Here is a 26,549-nt window from a genome sequence, read left to right as displayed (position 1 = left end):
TAACCTGCCCCTGACCGGCACCCAAAGACCTCCCATGAGGAACCCAGAAAGAAAACCCATTCCCACGCAGTGGGAAGCAAACAAAACAGGAGACACCATGTCCAACGCAGTTGTTAACATCCACCAGGCCAACTTGACCGATCTCGCACGCGCCCACAGCACCTTCGCAGCTGCTGACGAGCTCGGCGGCGACGCTGCCACCGAAGCCCCCGCAACCTCCCCGCTGTGCATCGGCATCATTGTTGGCGCCACACTCGGTGCTGGCTGCTAAGTACCGCGCAACACCGCAACAAAAGCTTCATTCACTCGCAGGCCCGGACGCACCCACCACGTGGGGCTATCAAAAGGAGACACCATCATGACAAACACCATCACTGGCATTCCGCAGGCCAACCTCACCGACCTGGCCCGGGCGCACAGCACCTTTACGGCTGCTGACGAGCTCGGCGGCGACGCTGCCACCGACGCACCGGCCACCACGCCGTTCTGTGCAGGGGTGATCATCGGCGCAACCCTGACCATGGGCTGCTAGGCAGACCAGACTACGGGGAAGGCGCCGGCGAGATGGTGGAAACATCATCACGCTGGCGCCTCCTGACCCATTTCTGTCCCACCCACCCTCCTGAATGCTGAGACCTGCCATGACCACCACCGACAGCAGTCCTCGTCCGATATGGGCGGACCTCACCCTCGAAGCCTTCGGATACTCCAAGGTTGCCCTGATCCTCACAGGCTCGGCCGTCACCCAAGTGATGCCCTTCTGGATTGAATGGGCAGTTTCCGCCGCACCGGAAACAGAGTTCAAAGTGATCATGAGGGACTCCGCGCAGCGCTTCATCACCCGTCACAGCATTGAGTCCAGGTTGAAATCCCGTGTACAGGCCGATAGCTGGGGGGAAGAACTCATAGCTGCACACATCGAATTGGCAGAGTGGGCAGACCTCATCCTGGTCTACCCGGCAACCTTGGACTACTCATCGCGCTTGGCTCATGGCATCGCTGATTCGCCGTCGTTGTTGGCAGCAATGACTACGGAAGCCCAGGTCTGCATCGCTCCGGCGTTGCCGCCGCGGGCCTTGGAGAACCCGATCGTTTCCGAGACCCTCAAGAAACTGCGGATGCCGGAGAATTTCCTGGTCATCGACCCCGTCCCTGGCCCCAGCGAATCCAGCGACGTCGCCTTGGCCTGGGTGCCGCCGTCGTTCCCCGCCGTGATGCGCCGGTTGGAAGAGGAACGGCTCCTGCGTGCGGGACTGACCAAAGAGGCGGCTACGGCATGAACGCCGCGATGGATTCCCGGCAAAAATCCTTCATCCGTTCCACCCGGACCGACCTGCTGTCCACGGGTGTTTACGAGGTCGGAAGGTCCTATGAATGGGTGCACAGCCTCGGAATTGGAGCGCCGATTCCCTTCTCATCCCTGCCGGTCAGCATCGACTCTGTCCCCGATGATGACCTCCTGGTAGTGGGAGTCGGTGGTGATCGCCACCGATCGTACTCCACACCCGCAGGATCCACGGTCTTGGACCTCATCACCGCAGGAGAGCCCGCGAACCTTAGGGCAGCCGGGCGGCTCTGGGGAACTGCCCTGAACTGTCTCCATGACAGCGCGTCCATCGTCGGCGACTTCCCTGAAAGTACCCCACGAACCGTCCAGCGCTCGGAGGCCTGGCTGGAAGGGACATGGGAGCCGGCGCGTGAAGTCCTGGGCGAACTTGGGTTGCTTGAGATCCGCCGTTGGATCAATTCCATACTTTCCAGCCCTGACCGGGTGGTGGTTCACGGATATCCCGGGATGGCCCACTGGGTGGTGACCCCCAATGGTGCCGCCGGCTCGCTTCTCACCGGCGAGGACGTCGGACTTGCCCACCCCGCTTACGACATCGCCTGGGTGCTCGGAGAGATGGCGGAACTGCATGCTTTCCACCCTGCGCTCCGGCCAGCCCTCGACGAAATGCGCAACGGGTTCCTGGAAACATGCGGAGCAGTTCCCGGGCCGACCCAGATTGGCCCCGCATTGGCCTTCAGAATCGCCCAGCATGCCTACGACTGGCACCACTATGCCGGCGCAGGAGAAGCCCAGGCGAAGTCACTGCTTCGCCTGGCTGGCTCGCACATGGACACCACCCGGGAGTCGCGATGACTGCCCCTGCAAATCTCGGCACACTGGATGGCCGCACTGTGTTCGGCATGCGATTGGACACCGGAACAAGGCTGATCGCCATCCATGATCCTTCGGCCCGCATCCTGTCCGTGAGTCTCGGTGTGCCGGCGGGAATGCGCCATGAAATGCCGGGGGAGGAGGGTATGCTGCACCTCCTTGAACACATGGTCTACCAGGACAGCAAGAACATCACGGCGTCCGAACGGCAGGTTTCCGTTCACAGAGCCGGGGGAATCCTCGGCGGGAACACTCATATGGACTACTCCGAGTTCTACGAGTCCGGTCCCACAGGACACCTTGAACAGATCTCCAATCGCTTGGTCGAACAGGTATTCCATCCAGCACTAACCGAACACCAGCTAACTGAGCAAATAGTCGCGGTCTCCACTGAACGGGCACAGCGTCTGGCTCCCGCTCCCGGGGGAGTCCTGCCCTGGCCGCACCTGACCGCACGCTATTGGGCGGATCACCCAAATAGCCATGACGGCACCGGCGATAGTGACCTCGCAACCCGCGTTACCCCTGAAAAATTACGAGCACTTCATCGCCGCCTTTACCGTCCCTCCGCGGCCGTGCTGACGGCCGTGACATCGGAAGAACCGCTGAAGACGCTCCGGTTGCTGGCCGCGCCGTTCTCAGGAATTACAGCCGAAGCGCCCTTTGTGCCAACGCTGCAAGACTCCGCCCGCAGGGGTGGTTCGACGTCCACGGTCTACTACACCGGGGCCAGATCCACACGCGTACTTTCTGCCACGGCGGCAGCGTTTGGGGACTCTCCGTGCACGGATCTGCTCGGTGACCTGATGGCAGCTGAGCTGCTGTCCCAGCAAGATGGCCTCGATGCCAGCGCCGGCCTGTTCGGGCCAGGGGACCTGGCCCGGGACGACCTGTTTGTCCTGGTCGACGACACTGGACAGGCCATCGATCCCTCCGAGAGATTCCGGGCGCTGGCGATCGCTGATGATGCATCCATCATCCTTGCGGCCCGTCGCTCAGTACTCCGGATGGAGAGGTTCATCCATGATGACCGACGGCTCGCCCGGACCGTCACGCGCGACGTGCTGTTGAGGGGGACACCGCTGTTCGCCGCTGGGCTGGCGGAGGCCCTCGCCGAAATATCCGACGACGCCGTGCGCCTGAGGCCCTTGGTCACCATCGCGGCACAGCGTCTCGCCGGTCAGGACTCAGTGTCTCTGACCGTCCAGCCTTCCGAGGAGACTGTCCAATGATCACCACTCGCCGATATCTAGGCCAGGTCGACCGGCGTTCCCGCTTCAGCACCGTGTCAATGGGCTGGCGGACTCCTTCTGACGGGGTCCAGCGCCTTCGCGGCGCCGTTTCCCGGGCCGGGGAACACCGCGGACCAGCCAACCAGCCGGTTGCCATGACGTGGATGCCGGCTGATGGTGCCGTGGTCATGACTGCGACCCTTCCGGAGGGTGCTGTACGGAGTTGGATCGAACAGGTCATCAACGCCGAGCACTCCGGAACAAAGGAATTTGGTGATCCCGTACTTGCTGTTGTCGGTTCCGCCGACGTTCTGGACGGTCTTGAAGACGGTCTTTCGGAGGGAGAGGGCGAAGGCCTACATCCTCCTCAGCCATCGTTCCGGAGCACCATGAAGCAGACCACGGCACAGGGATTTGAACAAACAATCGTCATTGGCCAGGACCCGGCAGCGGACGTCGGGTTCGCCGCAACTTTTCTGGCCATTTGCCTGATCTCCGGAGGCCCTGGAACTCTGCTGCCCGACGCAATCCAAAAGACCGGATACCATGCGATCCTTCAATCCGGCCGTGGGCTGCGCGACGCCACGCCCACAGTCACGTGGCAAGTCATCGCATCCCGGCCCAACGGTTCGGCCGTTCTGGAAACGGCGCTTTCGACAGTTGCCGAATACAGAGTGGCGGAACACTTGGAAGACGTGGAGCAGGCCCGGGAATTTGCCCGGACAAATCTGAACCGCGCGTGGCAGTCACCTCTTGACTTGGCCCGCTCCCTTGCCCACTACGAGGTGATGGGATGGGGCGGCGAGCTCGTCCGTGATCCGGATGCTGCCCTCGACCATGTGACCCCAGCTGCTGTAGAGAAGGCGATGGAAGGCTTGGTTCGGCCCATCAGGGAGATCTTGGGGCGCAGCTAGGGTGGTCCCTGATCCTCAGGAATCCAAACCTGTCCGCGAACCGGGGCTAAGGTCCACCAGGCCTCCCTCGACGGCCGCCACAAGAATCTGTACCCGGTCCCTCACACCGAGCTTTTCCATCACGTTCACGAACCGTGCTTTGATGGTGGATTCTGTCACGAAGAGCTCTGCAGCCATCTCGCGATTGCTCATTCCCCGTCCGAGCAGCTGAATCACCTCAAGCTCCTTCTTGGTCAGCGCGTCCACAAGCTTGGGGTCCGGAATAACTTCAGCCGGAACGGACCCCGCGAGCCCTGTCACGACATGCCGTGTCACTTTGGAGGATAGAACGGACTCACCGGCCATCACAGTGTGGATGGCGGCGGTGATTTCCTTGGGCAACGTGTCCTTGACGAGGTATCCCGACGCTCCGGCACGCAGTAAATCCACCACGTAGCGATCGGTGGAGAAGGTGCTCAACCCCAGTATGGCGATTTCCGGGAAGTCTGTATGGATTTGGGCCGTTGCAGCCACGCCGTCCATCACCGGCATCTGCATATCCATCAGGATCACATCCGGACGAAGCGCGGCTGCCTGGACCACGGCCACGCGCCCATCAGATGCCTCACCGACAACCTCGATGGATGGGTCGGAAGAGAGATAATCCCGAAGGATCTCCCGGGCCAACAGCTCATCATCCACCAACAAAACCCGCGTCATACTGATCCCCCAATGTCAGTCCCGGAGCCAATCCTCCCACAGATGCGATCATGCATTCGAAGAGGCTAGTCCTTCCAGCGGGATGGACACCGCGGTGGTCCAGCGCTCCTCGCTGAGACCCACGTCCATGAAGCCGCCAAACACTTCGCAGCGGGCGCTCATTGCCTCGAGCCCGGTCCGGGAAGACATGATCGGCTCGGCGTTGGAGACTGTATTATCCGATGTGAGCTGCACCCGGTCCGCCCCTACGGCCAAACGCAGATCCACCACCCCGGACGGGTCGGCGTGTTTGAGCACATTGGTGCCCATCTCACGGACCGTCCGGCGAAGCGCCTGTCGCAGGCTTGCAGGGATTCGAGCTACTTCGCCTTCTACGACCAGATTCACCTTGAAGCCCGCGCGGTCCAGTGCTTCCACAACACCGTCGAGGTCGTGGACCAAGCCAACGGCAGTAGTGGTTTCACCGGACATCGCAGGAGCGTCCAGAAACCCAGCGGCTTGTCCTTCACTGCCCGGTATCTGTGAAATGCCTCCCGGCTCGTCCCTTTCCTCTTCCTTGAGGAGGGTCACCAGGCTGCGCAGATCCTGAAGGGTCTGCTGGGCTGCATTCCCTATACCTTCCAGGATTTGGGATGTCTTTGCTTGGTCGTTCACGAACTCGGCGCGCCGCGCCTGCATGGCGATGATGGTCACGTCGTGAGCCACGATGTCGTGAAGTTCATGCGCCAGTCGGGTTCGTTCCTCACTGCGGACTTGCGCCTGTTGCTCCTGCAAATCACGGATGTGGTGTGTGCTTTGCTCGTAGCGATGCCGGTAGACGTTGACGCTGCGCCACGCCGCGGCCGCAAGGAAGACCACAAGCGCCAGCAGCACTGCCGGCTGGTCGGCCATCTCCGGCGTTGATATGTACAAACCCAGCAAGACACTAGGCACGAACAGTGAGAAATTGATGGCAAGCTTCCACGGAAGAAGGAAGGAACAGAAGGCCACAACCACCATGGTGGGGAAGATCATCGCCACCACAAGGGACGCGTCTCCGCCCAGGACCGTGATGACGGCCAGAGACAGACACCAGGCGACAGCGGCTTGTGTTGCACCGAGGAGGAGCGCCAGGAGCGGTAGATACGGGACTACCAGCTCCAACCAACCTCGGAAAGACGAAAGATCGTGCTGTTGCCAGCGAATCCCCAACACCAGGAAAAGCATGGTTGCCAGGACGATAGCCGAGCGAACAACCCACCCTCCAGGCAAGGGTTTGACGTCAGCGAGCCAGTTCGTCCTACTCATCCACCCAAGTATTACAGAGCCAGCGATTCAACCTCGACGGCGGTGAGGCCCGCCTCCCGGAGAAAGCTCCGCACGTCACCGAACTCTTGCGCAAAGCCTGCCAGGAAATGGCGCATTGCAGCTTCGGGGCTCTGCAGGACCATGAGGTCGGGGCTAAAATACTCCGCGGGTGTTGAGGGGACGCTCAGCCGCCACGTTTCCGCCATGACAGCCAGGACGTCCGGCAGGTTGGCGGTGGTGGCCGAATAATCCGCCACCACTTGGTCCTTGGTTCCACCCGCTGCCAGAAGCCCGATTGCCGACACCACACCCGTCCGGTCCTTGCCTAGTGAACAGTGCACCAACGTGCGTTTGCCACGAGCCACGGGTCGCAGGGCGTCGGCCACCCACTCGGGGCGTAGCCGGATCCACCCCAAATACAGATCGCCAAGGTCTTCCGCCGTTTCCACGGATTGGAGTGACCCGGCAATGGCGTTCGGGTCCAACGGGTTATGGATGAGCTCGACGGCGGGCGGGACGACGGCGGCAGGCGCGCCTCCGCCGTCGTCGTTATCATCTTGAACCAGCCACGGGACCAACGAGCGTTCAAGCTCACTCCTCAGGTCAACAATGGCCTGGATGCCGTGCTCCGTAAGGAAATCCGACGTTGCAGCGGCATCCAAGCCGAACGGCTGGCTTCCCCTGAGTATCCGGCCTCCGGCGAGGGGACGCAGATTCAGCACAGCCATGGGTCGTCCCTCTTAGATCTGGCTCTTGAGGTCGGCCACGGAGTTCAGGATCTGGTTAGGCCGGAACGGGAAAGACACAATTTCTTCGCGCTGCGTGATGCCGCTGAGCACCAGGACCGTGTGCAAGCCCGCTTCCATGCCCGCCACGATGTCCGTGTCCATGCGGTCACCGATCATGGCCGTGGTCTCGGAGTGGGCGTCGATCTGGTTCATGGCGGAGCGGAACATCATGGGGTTCGGCTTGCCCACAATGTACGGTTCGCGGCCCGTGGCCTTAGTGATCATGGCCGCAATTGCACCCGTAGCGGGCATGGGGCCGTCCTTGGAGGGTCCGGTGGCGTCCGGGTTGGTGGCGATGAACCGGGCGCCGGCCAGGATGTGGCGGACGGCCATGGTGATCGCTTCGAAGGAGTAAGTACGGGTTTCGCCGAGCACCACGAAGTCGGGGTCGGTGTCCGTGAGAATGAACCCGGCCTCGTGAAGGGCCGTTGTGAGTCCGGCCTCGCCAATGGTGTAGGCGCGGTTGCCTGAATCCGAGGACTGGACCTGGTCCTTGAGGAACTGGGCGGTGGCCAGCGCGGACGTCCAGATGTTCTCTTCAGGGACCTCCAGGCCGGACGCGCGCAGACGGGCTGCGAGGTCGCGGGGAGTGAAGATGGAGTTGTTGGTCAGAACCAGGAAGCGCTTGGACGTGTCTACCCAGCGCTGAATGAGTTCAGCTGCCCCGGGGATCGCTTGGTTTTCATGAACCAGGACACCGTCCATGTCTGTAAGCCAGCATTCGATTTCGTGGCCGTTCCGGTACACCGATGTGGACGTGGATTCTTCTGCCATATTTGCCTCCGGCTGGAATTGTTCTTGCACTGCCTCCCAGTCTTCCATCAATCTGCTGACCCAACATCCTGAAAGTTCGCTTATGTGGGAAGTTCTGCCCATGTGGATATCTCTTGTTGACTTGCGTTGGGTGCGTTGGGCTGGACTAGGCTGGTTGCGGCGCTGGTGTGCCACCACCGTGGGTCGGGGGATCGACACGGTGGACTTTTCATGTTGCCGCGCTCCAGCAGGTCCCCACTTACCGCATGTGAAAGGGCCTGTCATGAGCAACAACAACGGAGCGCCTCAGCCTCCCTACAACCCCGACGGCGTGCCGCAGCCGCGTTACGACACCGGCAAGGACCAGTACAGCCAGTACCAGCCCGGCCAGACGCAGCCCATGTACGAGCCGGAGGCCCAGACTGAGGCTTTCGCAGCGCAGCAGCAACCGAACCAACCCCAGCAACACCCCGACGGCGAGTACGCCGAAACCGTGCACCGCTACCCCCAAGACCAGCAGGGGCAACCCGGATATCCGGGGCAGCCGGGACAACCCGGCTTCCCGCCGCCGGGCGGCGGCTACCCGGGGCAGCCGGGCAACCCGGGTCAGCCTGGCGGTCCCGGCGGACCCGGCCAGAACCCGGGCGACCACAACAAGAAGTCATTGTTCCTCATCCTCGGTGGCGTCGCCGTCGTCGTGATCATTGCGCTGGTGGTGACGTTCACGTGGCTGATTCCGTCCATGACCAAGCCCACGGCCGTTGATACTCCATTGCCGTCCGTAACGTCCTCCGAGGAAGCATCCGAGGCAGCAGCGGAACCGTCTGCTGAACCTTCCAGCGAAGCCTCGGCAGCTTCGGAAATCCCCGCTGATGCCATCCCGCTGCCTGCAGGGTGGAACGATTTGGCTGGGCCAAGCAACGTTCCCGCGGACGGCGATCCACTGTTCAGCAAGTGGGTCTCGGGCGAATCGTCCTTCCAGTACCTGGCCGAGTGGACCCATGACGAGTCGTTCGGCATCACCAAGGATCCCACTACCGGTGTGGAGATCCAGAAGAAGGCCCAAGGCACCGTCGAAACTGACGGCGACGGGATCGCGCTCGCCTACGCGTTCTTTGCGGAGTCCGAGGAAGGCAAGTACGGCAAGGATCCGGCAGAGGTCAAGAAGGCCATCCAGGACATTGAAACCCGCTTCAAGGGGATGACCGCCAGCGAGCTGCCCCAGAACCTGGTGGGCCACAAATGCACCTCCGATTTCAAGACCAGCATGCCGGAAATCCGTGAGTTCCGCCGCGGCGCGGCTGTGGTCATCGGGTTCACCTGCACCAACGCCCGCGGCGAAGCGATTCAGGCAGTGAACCTGTTCTCCGTGACACCGTGGGGCACCCCGCAGATGTTGGGCGTCAGCGGACACAAGGAATACTGGGACGCCCACCCCGGACTCTTTGAGCAGTTGGGCAACTCCTACCGCATCAACAAGTGGAAGATGGTCTAAGACCTGTCTCGCTCAGCGCGCCCGGGCGGGCAACCGGGCGGGGCTAAAGTTGAGGGGTGACTGACCTTCCCCCCAATACAGCCCTGCCCACGCCTGCCGTCTCCGCCGTGGACACCGCACCAGACGCCACGCCTGAAGGCGAAGCAGAAGCGAAAGCCGAGGTGGGCGTCGGGCCCTGGGAGGGTGAGTGGCCCGTAGGTGAGCACTGGGATTCGGACCTGTTGCGGGACGGTGACCGTCGCAACGTGGTGGACCAGTATCGCTACTGGAAGCACGAGGCGATCGTGGCGGACCTGGATTCCAAACGCCACGATTTCCACATCGCGATTGAGAATTGGCAGCACGACCTCAACATCGGCACCGTGGTGCGGACCGCCAACGCCTTCCTCGCCAAAGAGGTCCACATCATTGGCCGACGGCGGTGGAACCGTCGCGGGGCAATGGTCACCGACCGCTACCAGCACGTCCGCCATCACCCCACTGTTGAGGACTTCGTCCAGTGGGCTGAGGGGGAGGGGCTAGCGGTGATCGGCATCGATATTTTCCCGGATTCGGTCCCGCTGGAAACTTACGATCTCCCCAAGAACTGCGTGCTGGTGTTCGGACAGGAAGGCCCGGGCCTGACGCCCGAGGTGCACGAAGCCGCCGTCGCCACGCTTTCAATCGAGCAGTTCGGCTCCACCCGGTCCATGAATGCGGCCTCAGCCGCGGCCATTGCCATGCATGCTTGGGTCCGCCGGCACGTGTTCCAGCAGCCCGTCAGCTAGGCAAGCTTTCAGCAGGGGCCCGGCCGATGCTTCTACCGATCTTCCAGGGTGGCTTTTCCGTCCACGATGTGGATCTCGCCAGAGACCCTGGGTGCTACAAGCTCAACCTTTGGCTCCCATTGCGGGGCGTCATCACGGCCGCTGTTCACTTCGTAGCTCACGGAAGCCTTGCCCTCTTTCTCCGGCTGAATGATCCAACTGTCCTCGCCACGAAGGAGAGTGAAGGTGGGTTCCTTCTCGATGGTCCATTTCAGATTGCGGGTAGGGCGGTATTCGTAGAGAGCGAACCCGGAACAACCACGACTGGACGCTTCGGATGCATTGCCCGGGGTGGAGGCAGTACATTCACTTCGTTTGTTCTCGAGAAGTGTCCGGGTTTCGTCCAGGAGCAGCAGGCTGGGTATCACTTTCAAATTTCCGGAACTCTTGGAAATCGCCCGGTCAATGCTGATCAAGGCCTTCTGCTCTTCTGCCGTTGCGTACTTGTCTCCCGAGACGCCCAAGGTGTACTCGCCGGGGAAGGCCGGCATCAGCAGTTGGGAATCCCTCGCTCCGGTTCCGGGGTCAGGAGCGGCAACGTCGACGCCGTTAACGGTGAACGAGTTCACGGGACGGCTGGAACTGAGCCGGATCTTTTGAAAGTTTTTAGGCCCAACCTTCCACGCGCCCTCCCGTGTCTTGGTCATCCTCAAAATGATTTCCTGCTTGCGGCCGTTTTGCGTGACTTCGGCAGTGACGAAATCCGACCTTGCCTCCAGGATCCGGTAACCGTCAATGTGTTGTCCTGCGCTTTTGTACACGTTGTTCCGGAGGAGAGCTTTTTCATTCTCGGGGACCCCGGGGTCGGATACGCTCAGGGCTTTCTCGCCGTCCCCGTCGATCAAGGCCTGGAAGTATGTTTTAGCTGTGGCGCTCATGTCCTGGGCCGGTGACAACAACGGTAAAACCAGGAGAGCCAGACCACCGATGGCTGCGGCGAGGACTACCGCTGCTCCTGCTGCGATGGCAATAATCATCTTCCGCTTCCGCCGGGGTTGCCCTTCGGGGAAAGAACCGCCTTGCTGCTGCAGAGGTGGCGTCAGGCGGGGCTGATTGTTTGCACTCGGGGGGATCTCCATTCCCGCAGTATATCCACCGTTTTGATGAATCAGAGGTAGTCGGTGGAGTGTGAACTCGGCGGAAGTGTTAAGAGCGCTCAGTGACCCGAAACACGGCGTCCCGGCGGATATCGCTAGGATGGGTGCTAGCCGTAAGCGGTCTACTCCAGGGTTACCAACCCACAGACGAATTCAGCATAGGAGTCACCATGCCCATTGCAACCCCAGAGATTTACTCCGAGATGATCGACCGCGCAAAGGCTGGCGGATTCGCTTTCCCCGCGGTCAACGTGACGTCGTCGCAGACTCTGAACGCTGCGATCCGCGGTTTCGCCGAGGCCGAATCCGACGGCATTATTCAGGTTTCCACCGGCGGCGCAGCCTACTGGTCCGGCGCTTCGGTCAAGGACATGGTTGCCGGTTCCCTCGGCTTCGCCGCGTTCGCCCGCGAAGTTGCCAAGAACTACAACGTCAACATCGCCCTGCACACGGACCACTGCCCGCAGGACAAGCTGGCGGACTTCGTCCTCCCGTTGCTGGCCGCGTCCGAGGAAGCGGTGAAGGCCGGCAAGGACCCGATCTTCAACTCGCACATGTGGGACGGTTCGCACGAGACCCTGTCGGAGAACCTGCGGATCGGCCGTGAGTTGCTGGAACGCGCCGCTGCTGCGAAGATCATCCTCGAAGTTGAAATCGGCACTGTTGGTGGCGAAGAAGATGGTGTTGAGAACGAGATCAACGAGAAGCTCTACACCACCACCGAGGACGCCCTGGCCACCATCGAGGCACTCGGAGCCGGCGAAAACGGCCGCTACCTCACCGCACTGACCTTCGGTAACGTGCACGGCGTGTACAAGCCGGGCAACGTGAAGCTCCGCCCGGAACTGCTCAAGCAGATCCAGTCCGAAGTTGGTGCCAAGATCGGCAAGGAAAACCCGTTCGACCTCGTCTTCCACGGCGGTTCGGGCTCCACCGAGCAGGAAATCGCTGACGCCGTCTCGTACGGTGTGATCAAGATGAACATTGACACCGACACCCAGTACGCGTTCACCCGCCCGGTTGCCGGGCACATGCTTTCGAACTACGACGGCGTTCTGAAGGTCGACGGCGAAATGGGCAACAAGAAGACCTACGATCCGCGCGTCTGGGGCGCTTCCGCTGAAGCCGGCATGGCCGCGCGCATCGTCGAAGCCGCACAGCAGCTCGGATCGGTTGGCAAGACCTTCTAATGTCTGACGAATTCCGGAAGAACCTGATGGGGCCGGAGCCCACGCTCCTGCCCGCTGAAACCGAGATCTACCAGCACCTGGCACTCGGCAACGAGGCGCTGGACCTGGTGGCCAAGAACCCTACGTCGTCTCTGCTGTGGGCCATCCTCGCCGAGGAAGCCTGGGCCGAAGGCCGGACCATCGAGTCCTACGCCTACGCCCGTGTGGGCTACCACCGCGGCCTGGATTCCCTGCGTCGCAACGGATGGCGCGGCGTCGGACCCATCCCGTGGGAGCACGAGCCCAACCAAGGCTTCCTGCGTGCTCTCTACGCGTTGGGCCGGGCGGCCTCGGCAATCGGAGAGGCTGAAGAGCCAGAGCGGATCGAGAAGTTCCTGAACGACTCGGACCCCAAAGCCAAGGCAGCGCTCGAAGCCCGCTAGGAACTCAGGCGAACAACGACGGCGGCCCTCACCAAAAGGTGGGGGCCGCCGTCGTATGTGCGTTGTGAGGCATGGTCTGCGCGCTAACCCGGGGGTTTGGGGCGCAGAGCGGGCCCTGCAACGAGGGGTGGGTATTAGGCCTTGCGGGGGATCCCCGTGCGAGCCATGGCTTCGGCGTAGGCGCCGTGGATGGCGTCCAGGTATTCCTGCTGGCGGGCAGGGGTTCCGGCGAAGGACCGGCCGCCCAGTGAACGGACCTTGAAGGTCTTGAAGCCGCGGCGCGCGATGCTGGCCGGTGCGGCCTTCATGAGCTGATCGGCCAGGCGGTGTGCCTCGTTGCCGTGCGCCACCAGTGCGGAGGTGCGCGGAAGGAGCTGCAGGAGGCGCAGGAGCGGCTTGAGGCCCTCGGTGATGTTGGCGGGGGTCAGCTTGCCCGGTTCCTCGGAGGGTTCAATCCACGGGTACGCGTTCCACGGCATCATGAGTTCGGGGCGCAGGCCCAGCTGCCACTGCATGCCGAGCATGCGGGTGTTGGCTTCTTCATCTCCCGGGTTGATGAAACCCTCACCGGTGTTGGTGCGCTGATTGGAGAAAAGGCTGACGATTCGGCAGTCATCCATGCTGTGGGCGGGGTCGATGTAGAGGACCTCGCTGCCCGGCTTCTGCACCTTGATGGAGTCGCACAGCTCGTTGACCTCGGCGATGTGCGGTTCGTAGCGGCGGTTCCAGAGGATTTCTTCGGGTGATTCAGTCGCCAGTTCTTGCATCAGGGGTTAGGTCTCCTAGGTGTTACAGCGCACCGTTCCGAGGCGCCGCGGGCATGCCGCAGCCGAACCTCAAAGGGTGCTGTTGGGGGCTAACTAACCTTACCGGACTATGGGGGTGAACGGGGCCCTCTTCGGCGCGCCCTTTAAATGCGATGCGGCGTGTTGCCCGGAAACGTGTCGGGCGTCTCGACGGCGGCGGCACCTGCCGGCAGGCAGCTCTCGACGGCGGCAGGCACCTTGCGGGATGATGCGACCTATGGATAAACCGGAGTCGTCCGCTGCCGCCACTGCCGCTTTTGAGGGTCTGGGAGCTGACTTGGCGTCGGCCGGGGTACTGATGGGAAAAATGTTCGGTGCAAGATCGCTCATGCTGAGCAACAAAGCACTGGCCTGCCTCAACGGAGACAAAGTGGTTTTCAAGCTGGGCCGGGACAGCCAAGCGTTTGCCCTGGCACTGGCACTTCCGGGCGCTTCACTGTTTGATCCGTCCGGAATGAACCGTCCATACAAAGACTGGGTTGAAGTGCCCTTCACTTCGCAGCAAAAATGGCCGGCGCTTGCCGAAGCGGCGCTTCGTTTCGTGGCGGGCGGCTCGTCCGACTGAGGCGGGCCGGCGGCAGCGTCCAGAGTTCCGTCGTCGAAGTTCAGCGCCGTCGTCGAACATGTTAACCCTAAAGTGCACTCCCGCCCGAAGCGGCTTTCCCCACGCACATACTGGCATTGAAAACCACCGGTTTCGGGGGAAACCGTATGGCCACCCCACAAGATTCAGGTCTCAGCGTCACCTACCGTGGGGGTAAGAAAAATGGTCGCAAAAACTTCATCCAATAAGGCCACGAAGGTCCGTGCGCTCCTTGCTGGCGGGCTTGTCCTGGGCGTCGGTGCAGCATTCACCTTGGCTGCCTGGACGGATAACGAGTGGGTCTTCGGTAATTCCGGAGGAGACAACGACCCCGGTACTTTGACGTACCACATGGAGCAGAACACGTTCACTAACACCAACGGCGGTGGAGATGATCTGTGGAGCGACAAGCCGAACATTCCTACGGTGCCGGACTCGGCCACTGATGGCGCCCTGACATTCGGTGCCATCTCAGCCGCACTGAAGCCCGGGGATACGGCTTACGCGCCCATGCAGCTCAGGGCAGCCGCGGGCTCGGAAGCGCTGACGGCAACGTTGGCGGAGGCAGTCAAACTAGCGCCAGCTACAGACACTACTGACAACTCCCTGGCCCTGTACAACGCCTTGACCGTCCGCGCCGTATATGGGGTCACCAAGCAGAACTGCGCAGCAGGAACCTTGACTGGCGGCACGGACATTGTGGGTTCCGCTGTAGCCGGCGTCCCGTTGTCCTCCACCTCAACCACCGCCATTCCCTTGCCGAAGGGTGCAGACGCAGCCACAGCAGGCGCCGCAGTGGATGTGTGCTTCGCCATCACCCTCCCGTCCACCGTGACCGATGTGACCCTTCAGGGCAAGCAGACCATCCCGCTGTGGAGGTTCACCAGCATCGCCGGCTCTTAGCCAAGCTCTGTGACAGAGCCTTTGACCCGGACCAGAAGCTCGTTCCTGCTGCCACCCACGGCCCCTGCCGCGGGAGGGGCGGGTTTCTGGCCCGTCGTGTTCCGGCTCCTCAAGGTCTCACGCGAAGTCGCACTGACCGTGGTGGCCCTCCTGGGGTTGCTGTGCATTGTGGCGCTGGTCCTGGGGTGCATCTTCAAGGCCTCGTTTGTGGTGTTCAGGACAGGCTCCATGGAACCGGACTATCCGGTAGGGGCTTTGTCACTCACCGTTCAGGTGCCGGCCGAGTCCCTGGTTCCAGGCGACGTCGTATCCGTGAAACGCTCCGAATCCGGGGTGTTGGTAACGCACCGGGTGGTTTCGGTGGAGCCGGACGGCTCCGGGGCGTCCCTGAGGCTTAAGGGCGATGCGAACAGTTCCGAGGACCCGCTGCCGTACGAAGTGGATACAGCGCAGAAGGTGCTGGCAACAGTACCGGCACTGGGATCTTGGGTGATGGCCATGAGGGGGCCCGGCTTCATCGGCGGCGCAACCTTGGCCGTGGCCGTGCTGGTTGTCTGGGCGTACTGGCCCAAACGGGTCGCCCGGCACAAGGGGTGACCCGCCCCATCAAGGATTCGCCCCATCAAGGATTCGTCCCCCGCAATGATTCAATTCCGAGCAAGTCAACTGGGAGGTGATTGAGCAGTGAAACGGTGGATGCAGGCAGCAAGGCCGGCAGCGGTGGCGTGCGCCGCCGTGGTGTGTGCCGTGACGTTGGCTCTCCCCGCTAACGCTGCCGATCACCTCATCCCGGTTCCGGAGACCGGAACGCCCGGCGTGCTGTGGCTTTCTTCCTCCGTGTACCCCTTGGAGTTCCCCACGCTCGACGCCGGTGACTCTTTTTCCTGGCAGATCGGGTTGTCCCTTGAGAAGCCGCGGGCTACGTCCACGCTCCAACTCACGGCCGGCGGTGGTCTGGCGGGGGCCGGCGGCTACGCCATTGCGGTGGACGAATGCGCCACTCCCTGGCAGGGCAGCAGTGGACTCAACCAGCAACTCGATTGTCCCTTGGGTTCGACTCCCCGGATCGCGGCCACCACCTTGGAAGGCTGGGACCAAAGCGTGCGGATTCCGCTGAGGGACCTCCACACCGGAACGTCGCCCTACCTGCGTTTCACACTGAGCAAACCTGCGAACAGCGCACCCCTGGAAGGCGCCCGGCTCACCTTGGGAATCGGGATCACTGCCATGGGAGACGACGACGGCGAAGGCGCACCTTCGCTGCCACCGCCCGCCGACGGAAACACCTCCGTGGAGGGACGGGATCCGCTGGGGAACACAGGTGCATCGTCCTTGCCGGCACTGTTCGCCGGTGGAGGGCTGCTCCTTGTCGGGGCTGCGCTCCTGACCATGATGAGGCGCCCGCGCGAAACTGCGGACCCGCGTGAAACTGCGGACCCGCGCGAGACCCCGGGGCAGGGCACATGAAGGCACGGCACTTCTTCCGCCGGGTCCTGGACCGGCCGCGTCGCTTTGTCCTGGTAGCAGCCGCTGCGGCCATCACACTAGCCGCCACGACGAGCGTCACCACCGCCGCCTGGACGGACAACGAGTGGGTGAGAAGCGCCGTCGGCGTCAGCTCGCCAGGTGACTGCAGCACCAACACCATGTTCACCAACAAGTCCTGGGCCAGGCAGTTGCAGGGCACCGTGCTCAACACCAACCTGGACACTGTGGCCGGAGTCCAAGGCCTGACTGTGGTGAACAACGGCGCCGCGGCCACACCCACGCCACTGTCCGCAGTCCTGGTTCCCGGAACCACGGATGCTTTCGTCACCAAGATCCCGGTGTCCGTCCTGGGCAGCAGTCCCATCTCGGCGGGCCTGGGACTCGGTTTGCCCGTGGGCGGCGTTGGCACCTACACGCAATGGGCGCGCTCCGGGAACAGCGGCCAAGCCCATGGAGCATCGGGCCTGGTGTCGGATCAGACAGGTGCCGTGGACGTTGCCGGGACAGCGCAGGGGGCGGTGACGGTGCCGAAATCGGCCAGTATTTCCTTGGGAAACATCGTCCCGGCCTCGCTTGCCGGAGTCACGCTGGACGTGGGAGCGGTGGCCTCTTCTTCACAACTGGACGGCTGCGACATGACCAACGGTTGGCCAACGCTGGATCCCGCCCCCGAGGTTCAGCGCCAGTACGGCATTGCAGGCTTGGACCTGAACGCAGCGATCCCGGCAGTGGGAACTCTGTCCACGCAAGGTGCGTCGCTGGTGGGGGCTGTGCCGACGCAGCTGAATGCGGTGTTGGGGACGGGAGGGCTGACCACGGGGATCAGCAACGGTATTTCGGCGCTCATCAACCCTGTACTTGGCACTCTGCAATTGGGATCCATCAGCACTACTGCCACATTGTCCGCCCCGAACCTCACCGGGGTCACTGCTCTCATGACCGAGTCCATAACGGATGGCATTGTGACCATCAATCTGGGGACAGGCACAGTCAAAGTCGACATCGCATCATTGGCCGGAAGCACCCTGGGACTCAACGGCATGGAACCAAATCACGCCGTGGTCTTGGATGCGGGCACGACAACAGCTGTGACCAACAGGGTCACGGCACTGCTGGATTCGTGGAAGAACCGTGTCCTCACCGCGCTCACTACAGCCTTGCGATCCATCACACTGAACGCGACCACCAACATCACGCTGAAGCTGGCTGGCCTGAACGTGGCCGCCATAGGGGTCAAGATCGGACCGTCCACCCTTGGCCAGTTTCTGGATGGGACCGCTGTGGCTCCCGTAGTCACAGCCGATGTTCTGGGCTTGGACCTCGGAGGCGCCGTAGCTGCCCTGCTCACACCCATCACCTCCATCCTCCTGACCGGCACCAACAACGTGGTCAGGAACGTCCTCAACGCCACCATTTTCAACACCGGACTCGTCGCCAACCTGGGTACAAGCCTGCAGTTACTGATCACACCGGTGATCAACGCCGTCGGGCCTGTCCTGACAGCAGTCCGTACCCTGGTGGCCATCAACGTCAACGTTCAACCGGACCAAAGCTGGCCCGGGACCAAACCGGCGGATGTTACGGCGGCGACGGGGGAGTACAAGGTTTCGGCCATCAGGGTGGGGCTGGTGGACAGTGCCGGCTTGTTGAGCCTGCAACTTGGCAGTTCCTCGGCCGGCCCTGTGGCGCTCGCTGTTCCTTGACTTATCCACAACGGCGCCCCAACGCCGGCCAAACACCAGAGAAACCGTTGTCATCGGCTAAACTTGGCGGGTAAGAGCCCCGAAACTCTTGCGCATGCCGTGCCTCCTGGCAGGCTGCACCAGCTACGTCGGGGCATTCTCATGTACGGCGTCTAGTCCTGGTCATCCGGCTGGGTTTGGGCCCGAAAGAATGGGGGAGGATCCCATGCCCGCTATCGTGATCGTCGGAGCCCAGTGGGGCGACGAAGGCAAAGGCAAAGCAACCGATCTGCTCGGTGGCCGCGTTGACTACGTGGTCAAGCCCAACGGCGGTAACAACGCCGGGCACACCGTGGTTGTTGGCGGTGAGAAGTATGAGCTGAAGCTCCTTCCCGCGGGCATCCTGAGCCCCAACGCAATCCCTATTATTGGCAACGGCTGCGTGGTGAACCTGGAGGCCCTCTTCCAGGAAATCGACGGCCTTGAAGCGCGTGGCGCGGACACATCCCGCCTTCGCGTTTCGGCCAACGCCCACCTGGTTGCCCCGTATCACCAGGTCCTAGACAAGGTGACTGAGCGTTTCCTTGGTAGCCGCGCCATCGGCACCACCGGCCGCGGGATCGGCCCGGCGTACATGGACAAGGTGGCCCGCTTGGGTATCCGCGTCCAGGATGTCTTTGACGAGTCCATCCTCCGCCAGAAGGTGGAAGGTTCGCTGCGCCAGAAGAACGAGCTCCTGGTCAAGGTCTACAACCGTCGCGACATCGTGGTGGACGAGATCGTGGACTATTTCCTCTCCTTCGCCGAGCGTCTCCGCCCGCTGGTTATTGACAGCACACTTGTCCTCAACAACGCCTTGGACGAGGGCAAGGTTGTGCTCATGGAAGGCGGCCAGGCAACATTCCTGGACGTCGACCACGGCACGTACCCGTTCGTCACCTCGTCCAATCCCACAGCTGGCGGCGCGTCCGTTGGCTCGGGCATCGGCCCCACCCGCATTTCGCGATCCATCGGCATCATCAAGGCCTACACCACCCGTGTTGGCGCCGGCCCGTTCCCCACGGAACTGTTCGACGACATGGGTGTGTACCTGCAGAAGACCGGCGGCGAGTTTGGTGTAAACACCGGTCGTCCCCGCCGCTGCGGTTGGTATGACGCCGTCCTGGCCCGCCACGCTGCCCGCGTGAACGGCTTCACGGATTACTTCGTCACCAAGCTGGACGTGCTCACGGGCATCGAGCAGATCCCGGTCTGTGTTGCCTACGACGTGGACGGCATCCGCCACGACGAAATGCCTATGACGCAGACCGAGTTCCACCATGCAGTGCCCGTTTTCGAGTACTTCGACGGCTGGACCGAGGACATCACCGGCGCCCGCACCCTGGAAGACCTCCCGGAGAACGCGCGCAACTACGTGCTGGCCCTCGAAAAGCTCTCCGGTACGCGCTTCTCGGCTATCGGCGTCGGCCCGGACCGCGACCAGACCATTGTTGTTCACGATCTGATCAACGACTAAGTACAGCCAAGCTCACGACGACGGCGGGTCACCTTGGTTTCTCACGGAACCAGCGGGTGGCCCGCCGTCTCCGTTTCCGCTGTGACGGCCCGGCTCGCAGGGCGGGGTGCCGGACAGGTTTTCGAATGAGCCTTTGTATTCAGGGACTAATCTTGCGGCCATTGGGGTTACTCACTTCGGAACGAAACCAAGGATGACGACGCTAAAGGGGTGCGCATGAGCACAGTGGCTGACGAAGGAGTCGGGTTCCGCTCCCGGCGAGGCCCCATTCTGATTGCACTGATGCTTGCCACGGGCCTGGTGGCGATCGATGCCACCATTGTTGCCACGGCAGTGCCGTCCATTGTGGAGGACATTGGCGGTTTTGCTTCGTTCCCTTGGCTGTTTTCTGCGTACCTGTTGGCGCAGGCAGTGTCCGTACCCGTCTATGCCAAGCTTTCAGATGTCGTAGGGCGTAAGCCGATGATCCTGGGTGGGATCGGGCTGTTCCTGCTTGGCTCAATTCTGTGCGGGCTGGCCTGGAGCATGCCGGCGCTCATTGCCTTCCGTGTGCTCCAAGGACTCGGCGCCGGTGCGGTCCAGCCTGTGGCGATCACGATTGCCGGTGACATCTACACTTTGGCGGAACGGGCAAAGGTTCAGGGATATCTGGCCAGTGTGTGGGCTGTTTCTTCTGTTGTGGGGCCAACGTTGGGCGGCGTCTTCGCCTCGCTGGGAATCTGGCGGTGGATCTTCCTGATCAACATTCCGCTGTGCCTCCTGGCTGGCTGGATGCTCCTCCGTTCTTTCCATGAGAACGTGGAGCGGACCAAGCACCGAATCGACTACTTGGGGGCCGGGCTGCTGACGATTTCGTTGAGCCTGCTGATCCTTGGGGCTCTTCAGGGCGGTCAAGCCTGGCCATGGGATTCCGCAATCAGCATCTCTGTTTTTGCCGGGGGTGCCTTGTTGCTCGGTGCCTTTCTTTTGGTGGAAAGGAAGGCTGAAGAGCCGGTCCTGCCACCTTGGGTTGTCTCCCGCAGGCTGCTGGCGACCACCGCAATGATCTCTTTCGGCGTTGGTGCCGTCATGCTCGGGCTGACATCCTATGTCCCAACGTTCCTGGAGGGGTCCCTGAAGACCTCACCACTTCTGGCCGGGCTCGCCTTGGCGGCGCTGACCATCGGTTGGCCTATCAGTGCGTCTCAAGCCGGCAGGTTCTATCTCCGCATCGGGTTTCGGAATACGGCCATCATCGGCATCGTGATCACGGTGATCGGCGCGGCCGTCCTCGCCCTTACTGCCCCGACCCCAAATATCCTGCTGGTGGCGGTGGCTTGCTTCATCGTCGGGCTCGGACTGGGGCTGGTGGCAACGCCGAGCCTCATTGCCGCGCAAACCAGCGTTGAATGGAATGAACGCGGAGTGGTCACCGGCACCAACCTTTTTGCACGTTCAATCGGCAGTTCCATCGGCGTGGCCGTTTTCGGTGCCATTGCCAACGCCATTTATGCCAACGGTCCCAGCGGTGGCCCGGATCCGCAAACTACCACGCACGCGTCTACGGCTGTCTTCCTGGCTGTGCTCGTCAGCGCAGTCCTCACTGTGGTGGCGGTCCTGGTGATGCCCGCGGACAAAAAGTTCAGCACCAAAGAACGGGCCCGGAAGCCCAGCTCGGAACCCGCCAACGATTAGTCTCGAACACATGGAAGAACTGATCACCGGCACGCTGGAAAAGTTGTTTGAAGGTACCGTCTGGGCTGAAGGTCCCTTGTGGATACCGCAATCGCAGACCCTTCGCTGGAGCGACATCCCCAACAACAGGATTCTTGAGTTCTCTCCCGGCACCGGCGCCACGCGCGAATACGCTACCGGCGTCGAGTACACCAACGGGCGCACGCTCCACCGTGACGGCAGCGTGGTGCAGTGCAGCCATGGTCGCAGGCTCGTAGAGCGGGACGACGACGGCGTGGTGACGCCGATCGTTGATGCGTTCGGTGAGCATCGGCTCAACTCGCCCAACGATGTTGTGGTGGCGGGGGATGGGACGGTCTGGTTTACCGATCCGCCCTACGGGATCCTGCCCGGGACGGTGGAAGGGCATGAGGGCGAGCAGGAATACGGGGATTGCTACGTGTTCCGCTTCGACCCCGCCAAAGCAGAACTGACTCCGGTGGTTACGGATCTGGTGCACCCTAACGGCCTCGCATTTTCTCCGGACGAATCGCTTCTCTACGTTGCGGACACGGCGGGCCCCGGACATGGGGTGCCGTTCCGGATCGCCGTCTACCCGGTGGAGGGTGGCGCGTGCGGGGAAGGCAGCACGTTCATTGAACTCGAAGACGATGCCGCGTCGGACGGCTTCCGCGTGGACGTCGAGGGCCGAGTATGGACGTCGGCGGGCTCGTCAGTTCGCGTCTATGCCCCCAACGCTGCGCTGCTGGCCGCCGTCGAAGTTCCTGAAAAGGTGTCCAATCTTTGCTTTGGAGGGGTCGACGGTCAAGATCTCTACATCACGGCCACAACGTCCCTGTACCGGCTCCGGACCTCTACACGGGATGCCACGAGGGATCGTCAACAGGGCTGAGTACACCTTTCGGCCGATTAGTAAGGTTGCTGTAGGTCTGGGGAAGGTGATTCGATACGCTGGGACTGAGCACCAGCACTGCGATCGAGGGAGTGAACGTGTCCGGAAGCAACCCCGACCCATATGAGGACAAGATCACCGGCTTGGAGCCGGGTGGGGGAGTGCCCCCTGGCGAGACACCACCCGGCGAATCATCAACAGCCGGTCCCCAAGGCCACGATGAGGGCGGCCCCAGGAAAGGCACACAGTTCCTGTGGCTGGCAGCCATCGGTGCCGGCGTGCTGCTGACGCTGCTGTTCTTCATTGGCTACATCGTTGGCTTCTTCGACTAGGCCGCGGGTATGAAGGCAATCACCTACAGCCACTACGGAAGTCCGGACGTCCTTGAACTGACGGAGCGGCCCATGCCTAGAGTCGGGCCGGGCATGGTCCTGGTCAAAGTGAAGGCGACCTCGGTCAATCCGGTGGACTGGAAAATCATGGCCGGGTACCTGGACTCGTTCATGGACCTTCAATTCCCCGCGATCCCCGGTTGGGATGTGGCGGGCACCGTTGAAGCTGTGGGTATTGATGCTCCTCATTTCAAGCCCGGCGATGAAGTGATCTCCTATGGCCGCAAGGACTACGTCCATGGCGGAAGCTTCGCCGAGTACATTGCCCTCCCGGAGCGGCTGCTGGCGCGCAAGCCAAAGTCCTTGGACTGGAACGAGTCCGCCGGGCTGCCCCTGGCCGGACTCACTGCCTTTCAGGTCCTTAACCGTTTGGGTCTGACTTCGGGAGAGACCGTGCTGATCCATGGAGGATCCGGCGGGGTGGGCTCACTGGCTATTCAGATCGCCGTGGTGCGTGGCGCGAAGGTGATCGCCACGTCGTCAGAAAAGAACCATGACTTCCTGCGGTCCTTGGGTGCCGAGCCCGTTGCTTATGGTGAGGGCCTTGCCGAAAGGGTGAAGGCTTTGCGTCCTGAAGGCGTGGACGTTGTGGCCGACTTCGTGGGCGGCAATCTTGACGCAACGTTGGAGGTCCTGGCTGGAAACGGGCGGCATGCTTCCATCGCCGACAATGAGGTGGAAGCCCACGGCGGCACCTGGATGTGGGTCAACCCCGTGGGTGCCGAGTTGCAGCAGCTCGCTGACCTGGTGGACGAGCACAGGATCCGGGTTGAAGTCGATACCGCGCTGCCTCTGGCCGAGGCAGCTGATGCTTTCCGGCTCAATATGGAGGGTCACACCCGAGGGAAGATTGTGGTCGCCGTCACGTAAGCGGCTGAACTGCTGAGATAATGCAGTCCACCCCGTACTGGATTGGATGGTGCCCCCGTGGCTTCTCTTGACGTGTCAAACTTCCGTGCTGCGGTGCAGGACCCCGACGCCGTCAGCACACGGGCCATAGATCTTCATGCCAACGCCCACGATGCTTCGCATTTTCTGTTGATTCCGCAGGCCGTGGTCACAGCGACGAGCGCCGCGGATGTGGCCGGTTTGCTGCGTGCCAGCGCCTCCCAAGGTGTGCCACTGACGTTCCGTTCCGGTGGTACCAGCCTCAGCGGGCAGGCCGTCACCGACGGTTTGCTGGTAGACGTTCGCCGGAACTTCAGGGACATTGAAGTGCTCGACGACGGCGCCCGGGTCCGCGTCCAGCCCGGCGTCACCGTTCGGGCACTAAACGCGAGACTCGCACGCTACGGCCGGAAGTTCGGCCCGGATCCCGCCAGCGAAGCGGCGTGCACCATCGGCGGGGTTGTAGCCAACAACTCTTCCGGCATGAACTGCGGCACCGTGGACAACACGTACCGCACCTTGGAATCCCTGACCGTAGTGCTGCCTTCGGGGACCGTCATAGACTCCGGGGCAGCGGACGCCGATCACAAGCTCCGCACCGTTGAGCCGGACCTGCATCAGGGCCTGGCTCGCCTGGCCGAGCGGGTCCGGAACAACCCGGACTCTGCACACAGGATCCGGCAGCAGTTTTCCATGAAGAACACCATGGGCTACGGGCTGAACTCCCTGCTGGATTTCCGGAACCCTCTAGAGATCATGGCCCACCTGATCATCGGCAGCGAAGGCACCTTGGGCTTCGTGGCTGAGGCGGTCTTCCGTACCATTCCGAGGCTCCAGTACGCTGCGGCGGGCTTGCTGGTCTTCCCGGATCTTGAGGCAGCAAACGCTGCGCTGCCCACCTTGGTGGAAACGGGAGCCGCCACCATTGAACTCATGGACGCGTTGTCACTGAAGGTGGGTCAGACGCTCAAGGGAACGCCCGCCGTCGTACATGACATAGCGGTACAGGACCATGCCGCCCTTCTGGTGGAATACTCCGCAGGCAATGCGGGCCACTTGGAAGAGCTTCAGGTGGGCGGTTCGGAAATCCTGCAGGGCCTTGGGTTGTCAGCTCCTGCCCGATTCACCGCAGATGCCAGGGAGCGCGGGCAGTTGTGGCAGTTGCGCAAGGGACTCTATGCGTCCGTGGCGGGGGCGCGTCCGCAGGGCACCACGGCACTGTTGGAAGACATTGTGGTGCCGGTTCCCGTGCTGGGCCGCACGTGCCGGGGCCTCATAAGACTGTTCGAAAAGTACGGTTACAGCAACAGCGTGATCTTTGGCCATGCCAAGGATGGCAACGTCCACTTCATGCTGACTGACGGCTTTGCCTCGTCGTCCGAACTGGACCGTTACAGCGCCTTCACCGAGGACATGGCGGATCTGGTCCTTGCAGAAGGAGGATCGTTGAAGGCCGAACACGGCACGGGCCGGGTCATGGCCCCGTTTGTCCGCCGGCAATACGGCGACGAGCTGTACGACGTCATGCGCACCATCAAACGCCTCTTCGACCCCGCAGGCATGTTGAACCCGGGTGTGGTGATGGATGAGGACCCGGCGGCCCACCTCCGGCACATCAAGACGGCACCGCCAGTAGCGGAGGAAGTGGACCGCTGCGTTTCCTGCGGCTATTGCGAGCCGGTGTGTCCCAGCAAAGACATCACCCTCACGCCCCGCCAGAGGATCGTCACTCTGCGTGCCATCGAATCTGCACGATTGGCCGGGGACATGGCACTGATGAGGGAGCTGGAGCGCGACTACGAGTACGAGTCGGTGGACACCTGCGCCGTGGACGGCATGTGCCAAACCGCCTGTCCCGTGGACATCAACACAGGTTCGTTGGTGAAGCGCCTAAGGAAGAACGACGCCGGCAAACTCGCCAACGGTGCGTGGATCGCCGCAGCCAAACACTGGGAAGGTATCACCCGGGGCGCGTCCCTTGCCCTGACGGTGGTGGATAAGTTTCCGGCGGCCGTCATCAAACCGCCCAATAAAGCAGTGCGTGCCGTCTTGGGGGCAGACACCGTACCCCTGTACTCCGGGGACCTTCCCGGTGGAGGTTCAATGCGAAAACGTCCCAACCCGGCAGGGCCGGTTGAGGCGGTGTACTTCCCTGCCTGCGTCAATACGATGTTCGGCCCGGCGGGGTTTGATCCGGCAGGGTCCGACGGGCGCGGCGTGCAGTACAGCTTTGAGCAGCTTGCGGCCCGGGCTGGCCTTACGCTCCTGGTGCCGCAAGGAATTGACGGACTCTGTTGCGGAACGCCGTGGTCCTCCAAGGGCATGGCGGACGGCCAGGAGACGATGAGAGCGAAAACCGTTGCAGCGCTCCGCCAAGCGACCCGTGACGGCAAGCTACCAATCGTCTGCGACGCATCGTCCTGCACGGAGGGCCTGCGCCATATGGTGGAATCCGAAGTCCCTGAGGAAGGCCGGCTTCCCCTGCGCATCGTTGACGCTGTCGACTTCGCTGCCGATTGGATACTGCCCCGGCTGCCCGAGCACCAAAAGCTGCAATCCTTGGCGCTGCATCCCACCTGCTCGTCTACACGAATGGGGCTCAATGATGCGTTGGGAGTGGTTGCCGGTGCCGTGGCGGAGCGTGTGGACATTCCCGAAAATTGGGGGTGCTGTGCTTTCGCCGGTGACAGGGGCATGTTGCATCCGGAACTGACGGCGTCGGCAACTGAGCGTCAAGCAGCGGACGTAGCCGATATGGACGTTGCTGCCCACGCCTCCTGCAACCGAACCTGCGAACTTGGCATGACACGGGCAACGGGTTCCCAATACCGGCATGTACTGGAGCTGCTGGAAGAGGTCACCCGCCAACCATCCTGAGCTG

The 26,549-nt window shown here is 62.3% G+C and carries 27 protein-coding genes; 21 read left to right on the top strand and 6 right to left on the bottom strand.

The window, feature by feature from the left end:
* Positions 1-97: 97 nt before the first annotated feature.
* The 6 genes from J7I86_RS03785 to J7I86_RS03760 all read left to right on the top strand — a co-directional run bounded on the left by J7I86_RS03785 (position 98) and on the right by J7I86_RS03760 (position 4,307).
* Complete coding sequence (locus tag J7I86_RS03785) at positions 98-271, top strand: hypothetical protein (RefSeq protein ID WP_214815698.1); 174 nt, start codon at positions 98-100, stop codon at positions 269-271.
* An 87-nt stretch (positions 272-358) separates the two neighbouring features.
* A complete protein-coding gene (locus J7I86_RS03780) occupies positions 359-532 on the top strand; it encodes a hypothetical protein (protein WP_214815695.1) in 174 nt (57 codons plus the stop codon).
* Positions 533-641: 109 nt separating this feature from the next.
* Positions 642-1,280 carry a flavoprotein gene (locus J7I86_RS03775; RefSeq protein ID WP_286179268.1) on the top strand — a complete coding sequence of 213 codons (639 nt, stop codon included), beginning with the start codon at positions 642-644 and terminating at the stop codon, positions 1,278-1,280.
* Positions 1,277-2,143: an aminoglycoside phosphotransferase family protein gene (locus J7I86_RS03770; protein ID WP_214815689.1), complete on the top strand. Its 867-nt coding sequence runs from the start codon at positions 1,277-1,279 to the stop codon at positions 2,141-2,143. Before J7I86_RS03775 ends, J7I86_RS03770 begins: the two co-directional genes overlap by 4 nt.
* A complete protein-coding gene (locus J7I86_RS03765; protein ID WP_214815686.1) occupies positions 2,140-3,393 on the top strand; it encodes a pitrilysin family protein in 1,254 nt (417 codons plus the stop codon). Before J7I86_RS03770 ends, J7I86_RS03765 begins: the two co-directional genes overlap by 4 nt.
* Entirely contained in the window at positions 3,390-4,307 is a 918-nt protein-coding gene (locus J7I86_RS03760) for a hypothetical protein (protein ID WP_214815683.1), read from the top strand. The genes J7I86_RS03765 and J7I86_RS03760 overlap by 4 nt, the downstream gene beginning before the upstream one ends.
* A gap of 15 nt (positions 4,308-4,322) precedes the next feature.
* Here the strand turns inward: J7I86_RS03760 and J7I86_RS03755 are convergent, their stop codons facing one another.
* The 4 genes from J7I86_RS03755 to J7I86_RS03740 are packed head-to-tail and all read right to left on the bottom strand — an operon-like array spanning position 4,323 to position 7,855.
* On the bottom strand, positions 4,323-5,006 hold the full coding sequence (locus tag J7I86_RS03755) for a response regulator transcription factor (RefSeq protein ID WP_214815680.1): 684 nt from the start codon (positions 5,004-5,006) through the stop codon (positions 4,323-4,325).
* Between the two features lie 48 nt (positions 5,007-5,054).
* Positions 5,055-6,293, bottom strand: coding sequence for a sensor histidine kinase (locus J7I86_RS03750; protein ID WP_214815677.1), 1,239 nt, complete (start codon positions 6,291-6,293; stop codon positions 5,055-5,057).
* Positions 6,294-6,304: 11 nt separating this feature from the next.
* On the bottom strand, positions 6,305-7,021 hold the full coding sequence (locus J7I86_RS03745; RefSeq protein ID WP_214815674.1) for a tyrosine-protein phosphatase: 717 nt from the start codon (positions 7,019-7,021) through the stop codon (positions 6,305-6,307).
* Between the two features lie 12 nt (positions 7,022-7,033).
* Positions 7,034-7,855 (bottom strand): HAD-IIA family hydrolase, encoded by an 822-nt coding sequence (locus tag J7I86_RS03740; protein ID WP_214816860.1) that lies wholly within the window; start codon positions 7,853-7,855, stop codon positions 7,034-7,036.
* Positions 7,856-8,117: 262 nt separating this feature from the next.
* Between J7I86_RS03740 and J7I86_RS03735 the strand changes: the two genes are divergently transcribed.
* Positions 8,118-9,329 (top strand): hypothetical protein, encoded by a 1,212-nt coding sequence (locus tag J7I86_RS03735; protein ID WP_214815672.1) that lies wholly within the window; start codon positions 8,118-8,120, stop codon positions 9,327-9,329.
* A gap of 107 nt (positions 9,330-9,436) precedes the next feature.
* Positions 9,437-10,096 (top strand): TrmH family RNA methyltransferase, encoded by a 660-nt coding sequence (locus J7I86_RS03730; RefSeq protein ID WP_309476671.1) that lies wholly within the window; start codon positions 9,437-9,439, stop codon positions 10,094-10,096.
* A gap of 32 nt (positions 10,097-10,128) precedes the next feature.
* On the opposite strand, the gene J7I86_RS03725 is transcribed toward J7I86_RS03730, so the two are convergent.
* Positions 10,129-11,214 (bottom strand): hypothetical protein, encoded by a 1,086-nt coding sequence (locus J7I86_RS03725; protein WP_214815666.1) that lies wholly within the window; start codon positions 11,212-11,214, stop codon positions 10,129-10,131.
* A gap of 188 nt (positions 11,215-11,402) precedes the next feature.
* On the opposite strand from J7I86_RS03725, the gene fbaA reads away from it, so the two are divergent.
* Together fbaA and J7I86_RS03715 are read left to right on the top strand one after the other, a co-directional pair.
* Entirely contained in the window at positions 11,403-12,422 is a 1,020-nt protein-coding gene (fbaA, locus tag J7I86_RS03720; RefSeq protein WP_214815663.1) for a class II fructose-bisphosphate aldolase, read from the top strand.
* Entirely contained in the window at positions 12,422-12,844 is a 423-nt protein-coding gene (locus J7I86_RS03715) for a DUF3151 domain-containing protein (RefSeq protein WP_011773312.1), read from the top strand. Before fbaA ends, J7I86_RS03715 begins: the two co-directional genes overlap by 1 nt.
* A gap of 134 nt (positions 12,845-12,978) precedes the next feature.
* On the opposite strand, the gene J7I86_RS03710 is transcribed toward J7I86_RS03715, so the two are convergent.
* Complete coding sequence (locus tag J7I86_RS03710) at positions 12,979-13,611, bottom strand: uracil-DNA glycosylase (protein WP_214815660.1); 633 nt, start codon at positions 13,609-13,611, stop codon at positions 12,979-12,981.
* 256 nt (positions 13,612-13,867) lie between these two features.
* Here J7I86_RS03710 and J7I86_RS03705 point away from each other — a divergent pair, with 256 nt between their 5' ends.
* The 11 genes from J7I86_RS03705 (at position 13,868) to J7I86_RS03655 (ending at position 26,545) form a co-directional block, all read left to right on the top strand.
* Entirely contained in the window at positions 13,868-14,215 is a 348-nt protein-coding gene (locus tag J7I86_RS03705) for a hypothetical protein (RefSeq protein WP_214815657.1), read from the top strand.
* Positions 14,216-14,416: 201 nt separating this feature from the next.
* The gene (locus tag J7I86_RS03700; RefSeq protein WP_214815654.1) at positions 14,417-15,136 is read left to right on the top strand and encodes a SipW-dependent-type signal peptide-containing protein; all 720 of its coding nucleotides are present in this window, start codon (positions 14,417-14,419) and stop codon (positions 15,134-15,136) included.
* Positions 15,137-15,145: 9 nt separating this feature from the next.
* A complete protein-coding gene (locus tag J7I86_RS03695) occupies positions 15,146-15,733 on the top strand; it encodes a signal peptidase I (RefSeq protein ID WP_309476658.1) in 588 nt (195 codons plus the stop codon).
* Between the two features lie 87 nt (positions 15,734-15,820).
* Positions 15,821-16,603 (top strand): hypothetical protein, encoded by a 783-nt coding sequence (locus J7I86_RS03690; protein ID WP_309476657.1) that lies wholly within the window; start codon positions 15,821-15,823, stop codon positions 16,601-16,603.
* Entirely contained in the window at positions 16,600-18,327 is a 1,728-nt protein-coding gene (locus J7I86_RS03685; protein WP_214815651.1) for a choice-of-anchor G family protein, read from the top strand. Before J7I86_RS03690 ends, J7I86_RS03685 begins: the two co-directional genes overlap by 4 nt.
* Before the next feature lie 205 nt (positions 18,328-18,532).
* Positions 18,533-19,822, top strand: a complete 1,290-nt coding sequence (locus J7I86_RS03680) for an adenylosuccinate synthase (protein ID WP_214815648.1) — start codon at positions 18,533-18,535, stop codon at positions 19,820-19,822.
* A 216-nt stretch (positions 19,823-20,038) separates the two neighbouring features.
* Positions 20,039-21,496: an MFS transporter gene (locus J7I86_RS03675; protein WP_214815645.1), complete on the top strand. Its 1,458-nt coding sequence runs from the start codon at positions 20,039-20,041 to the stop codon at positions 21,494-21,496.
* 10 nt (positions 21,497-21,506) lie between these two features.
* Positions 21,507-22,388: an SMP-30/gluconolactonase/LRE family protein gene (locus J7I86_RS03670; protein WP_214815642.1), complete on the top strand. Its 882-nt coding sequence runs from the start codon at positions 21,507-21,509 to the stop codon at positions 22,386-22,388.
* 98 nt (positions 22,389-22,486) lie between these two features.
* Positions 22,487-22,720, top strand: coding sequence for a DUF6480 family protein (locus tag J7I86_RS03665; protein ID WP_214815640.1), 234 nt, complete (start codon positions 22,487-22,489; stop codon positions 22,718-22,720).
* A gap of 9 nt (positions 22,721-22,729) precedes the next feature.
* Positions 22,730-23,650: an NADP-dependent oxidoreductase gene (locus tag J7I86_RS03660; RefSeq protein WP_214815637.1), complete on the top strand. Its 921-nt coding sequence runs from the start codon at positions 22,730-22,732 to the stop codon at positions 23,648-23,650.
* 57 nt (positions 23,651-23,707) lie between these two features.
* Complete coding sequence (locus tag J7I86_RS03655; RefSeq protein WP_214815634.1) at positions 23,708-26,545, top strand: FAD-binding and (Fe-S)-binding domain-containing protein; 2,838 nt, start codon at positions 23,708-23,710, stop codon at positions 26,543-26,545.
* Positions 26,546-26,549: the final 4 nt, after the last annotated feature.

It is taken from the genome of Arthrobacter sp. ISL-95 (genome assembly GCF_018613695.1).
Taxonomy (GTDB): domain Bacteria; phylum Actinomycetota; class Actinomycetes; order Actinomycetales; family Micrococcaceae; genus Arthrobacter.
The sequence above is the reverse complement of the archived record's forward strand: the minus strand, read 5'-3'. Positions and strand labels throughout refer to the sequence as shown.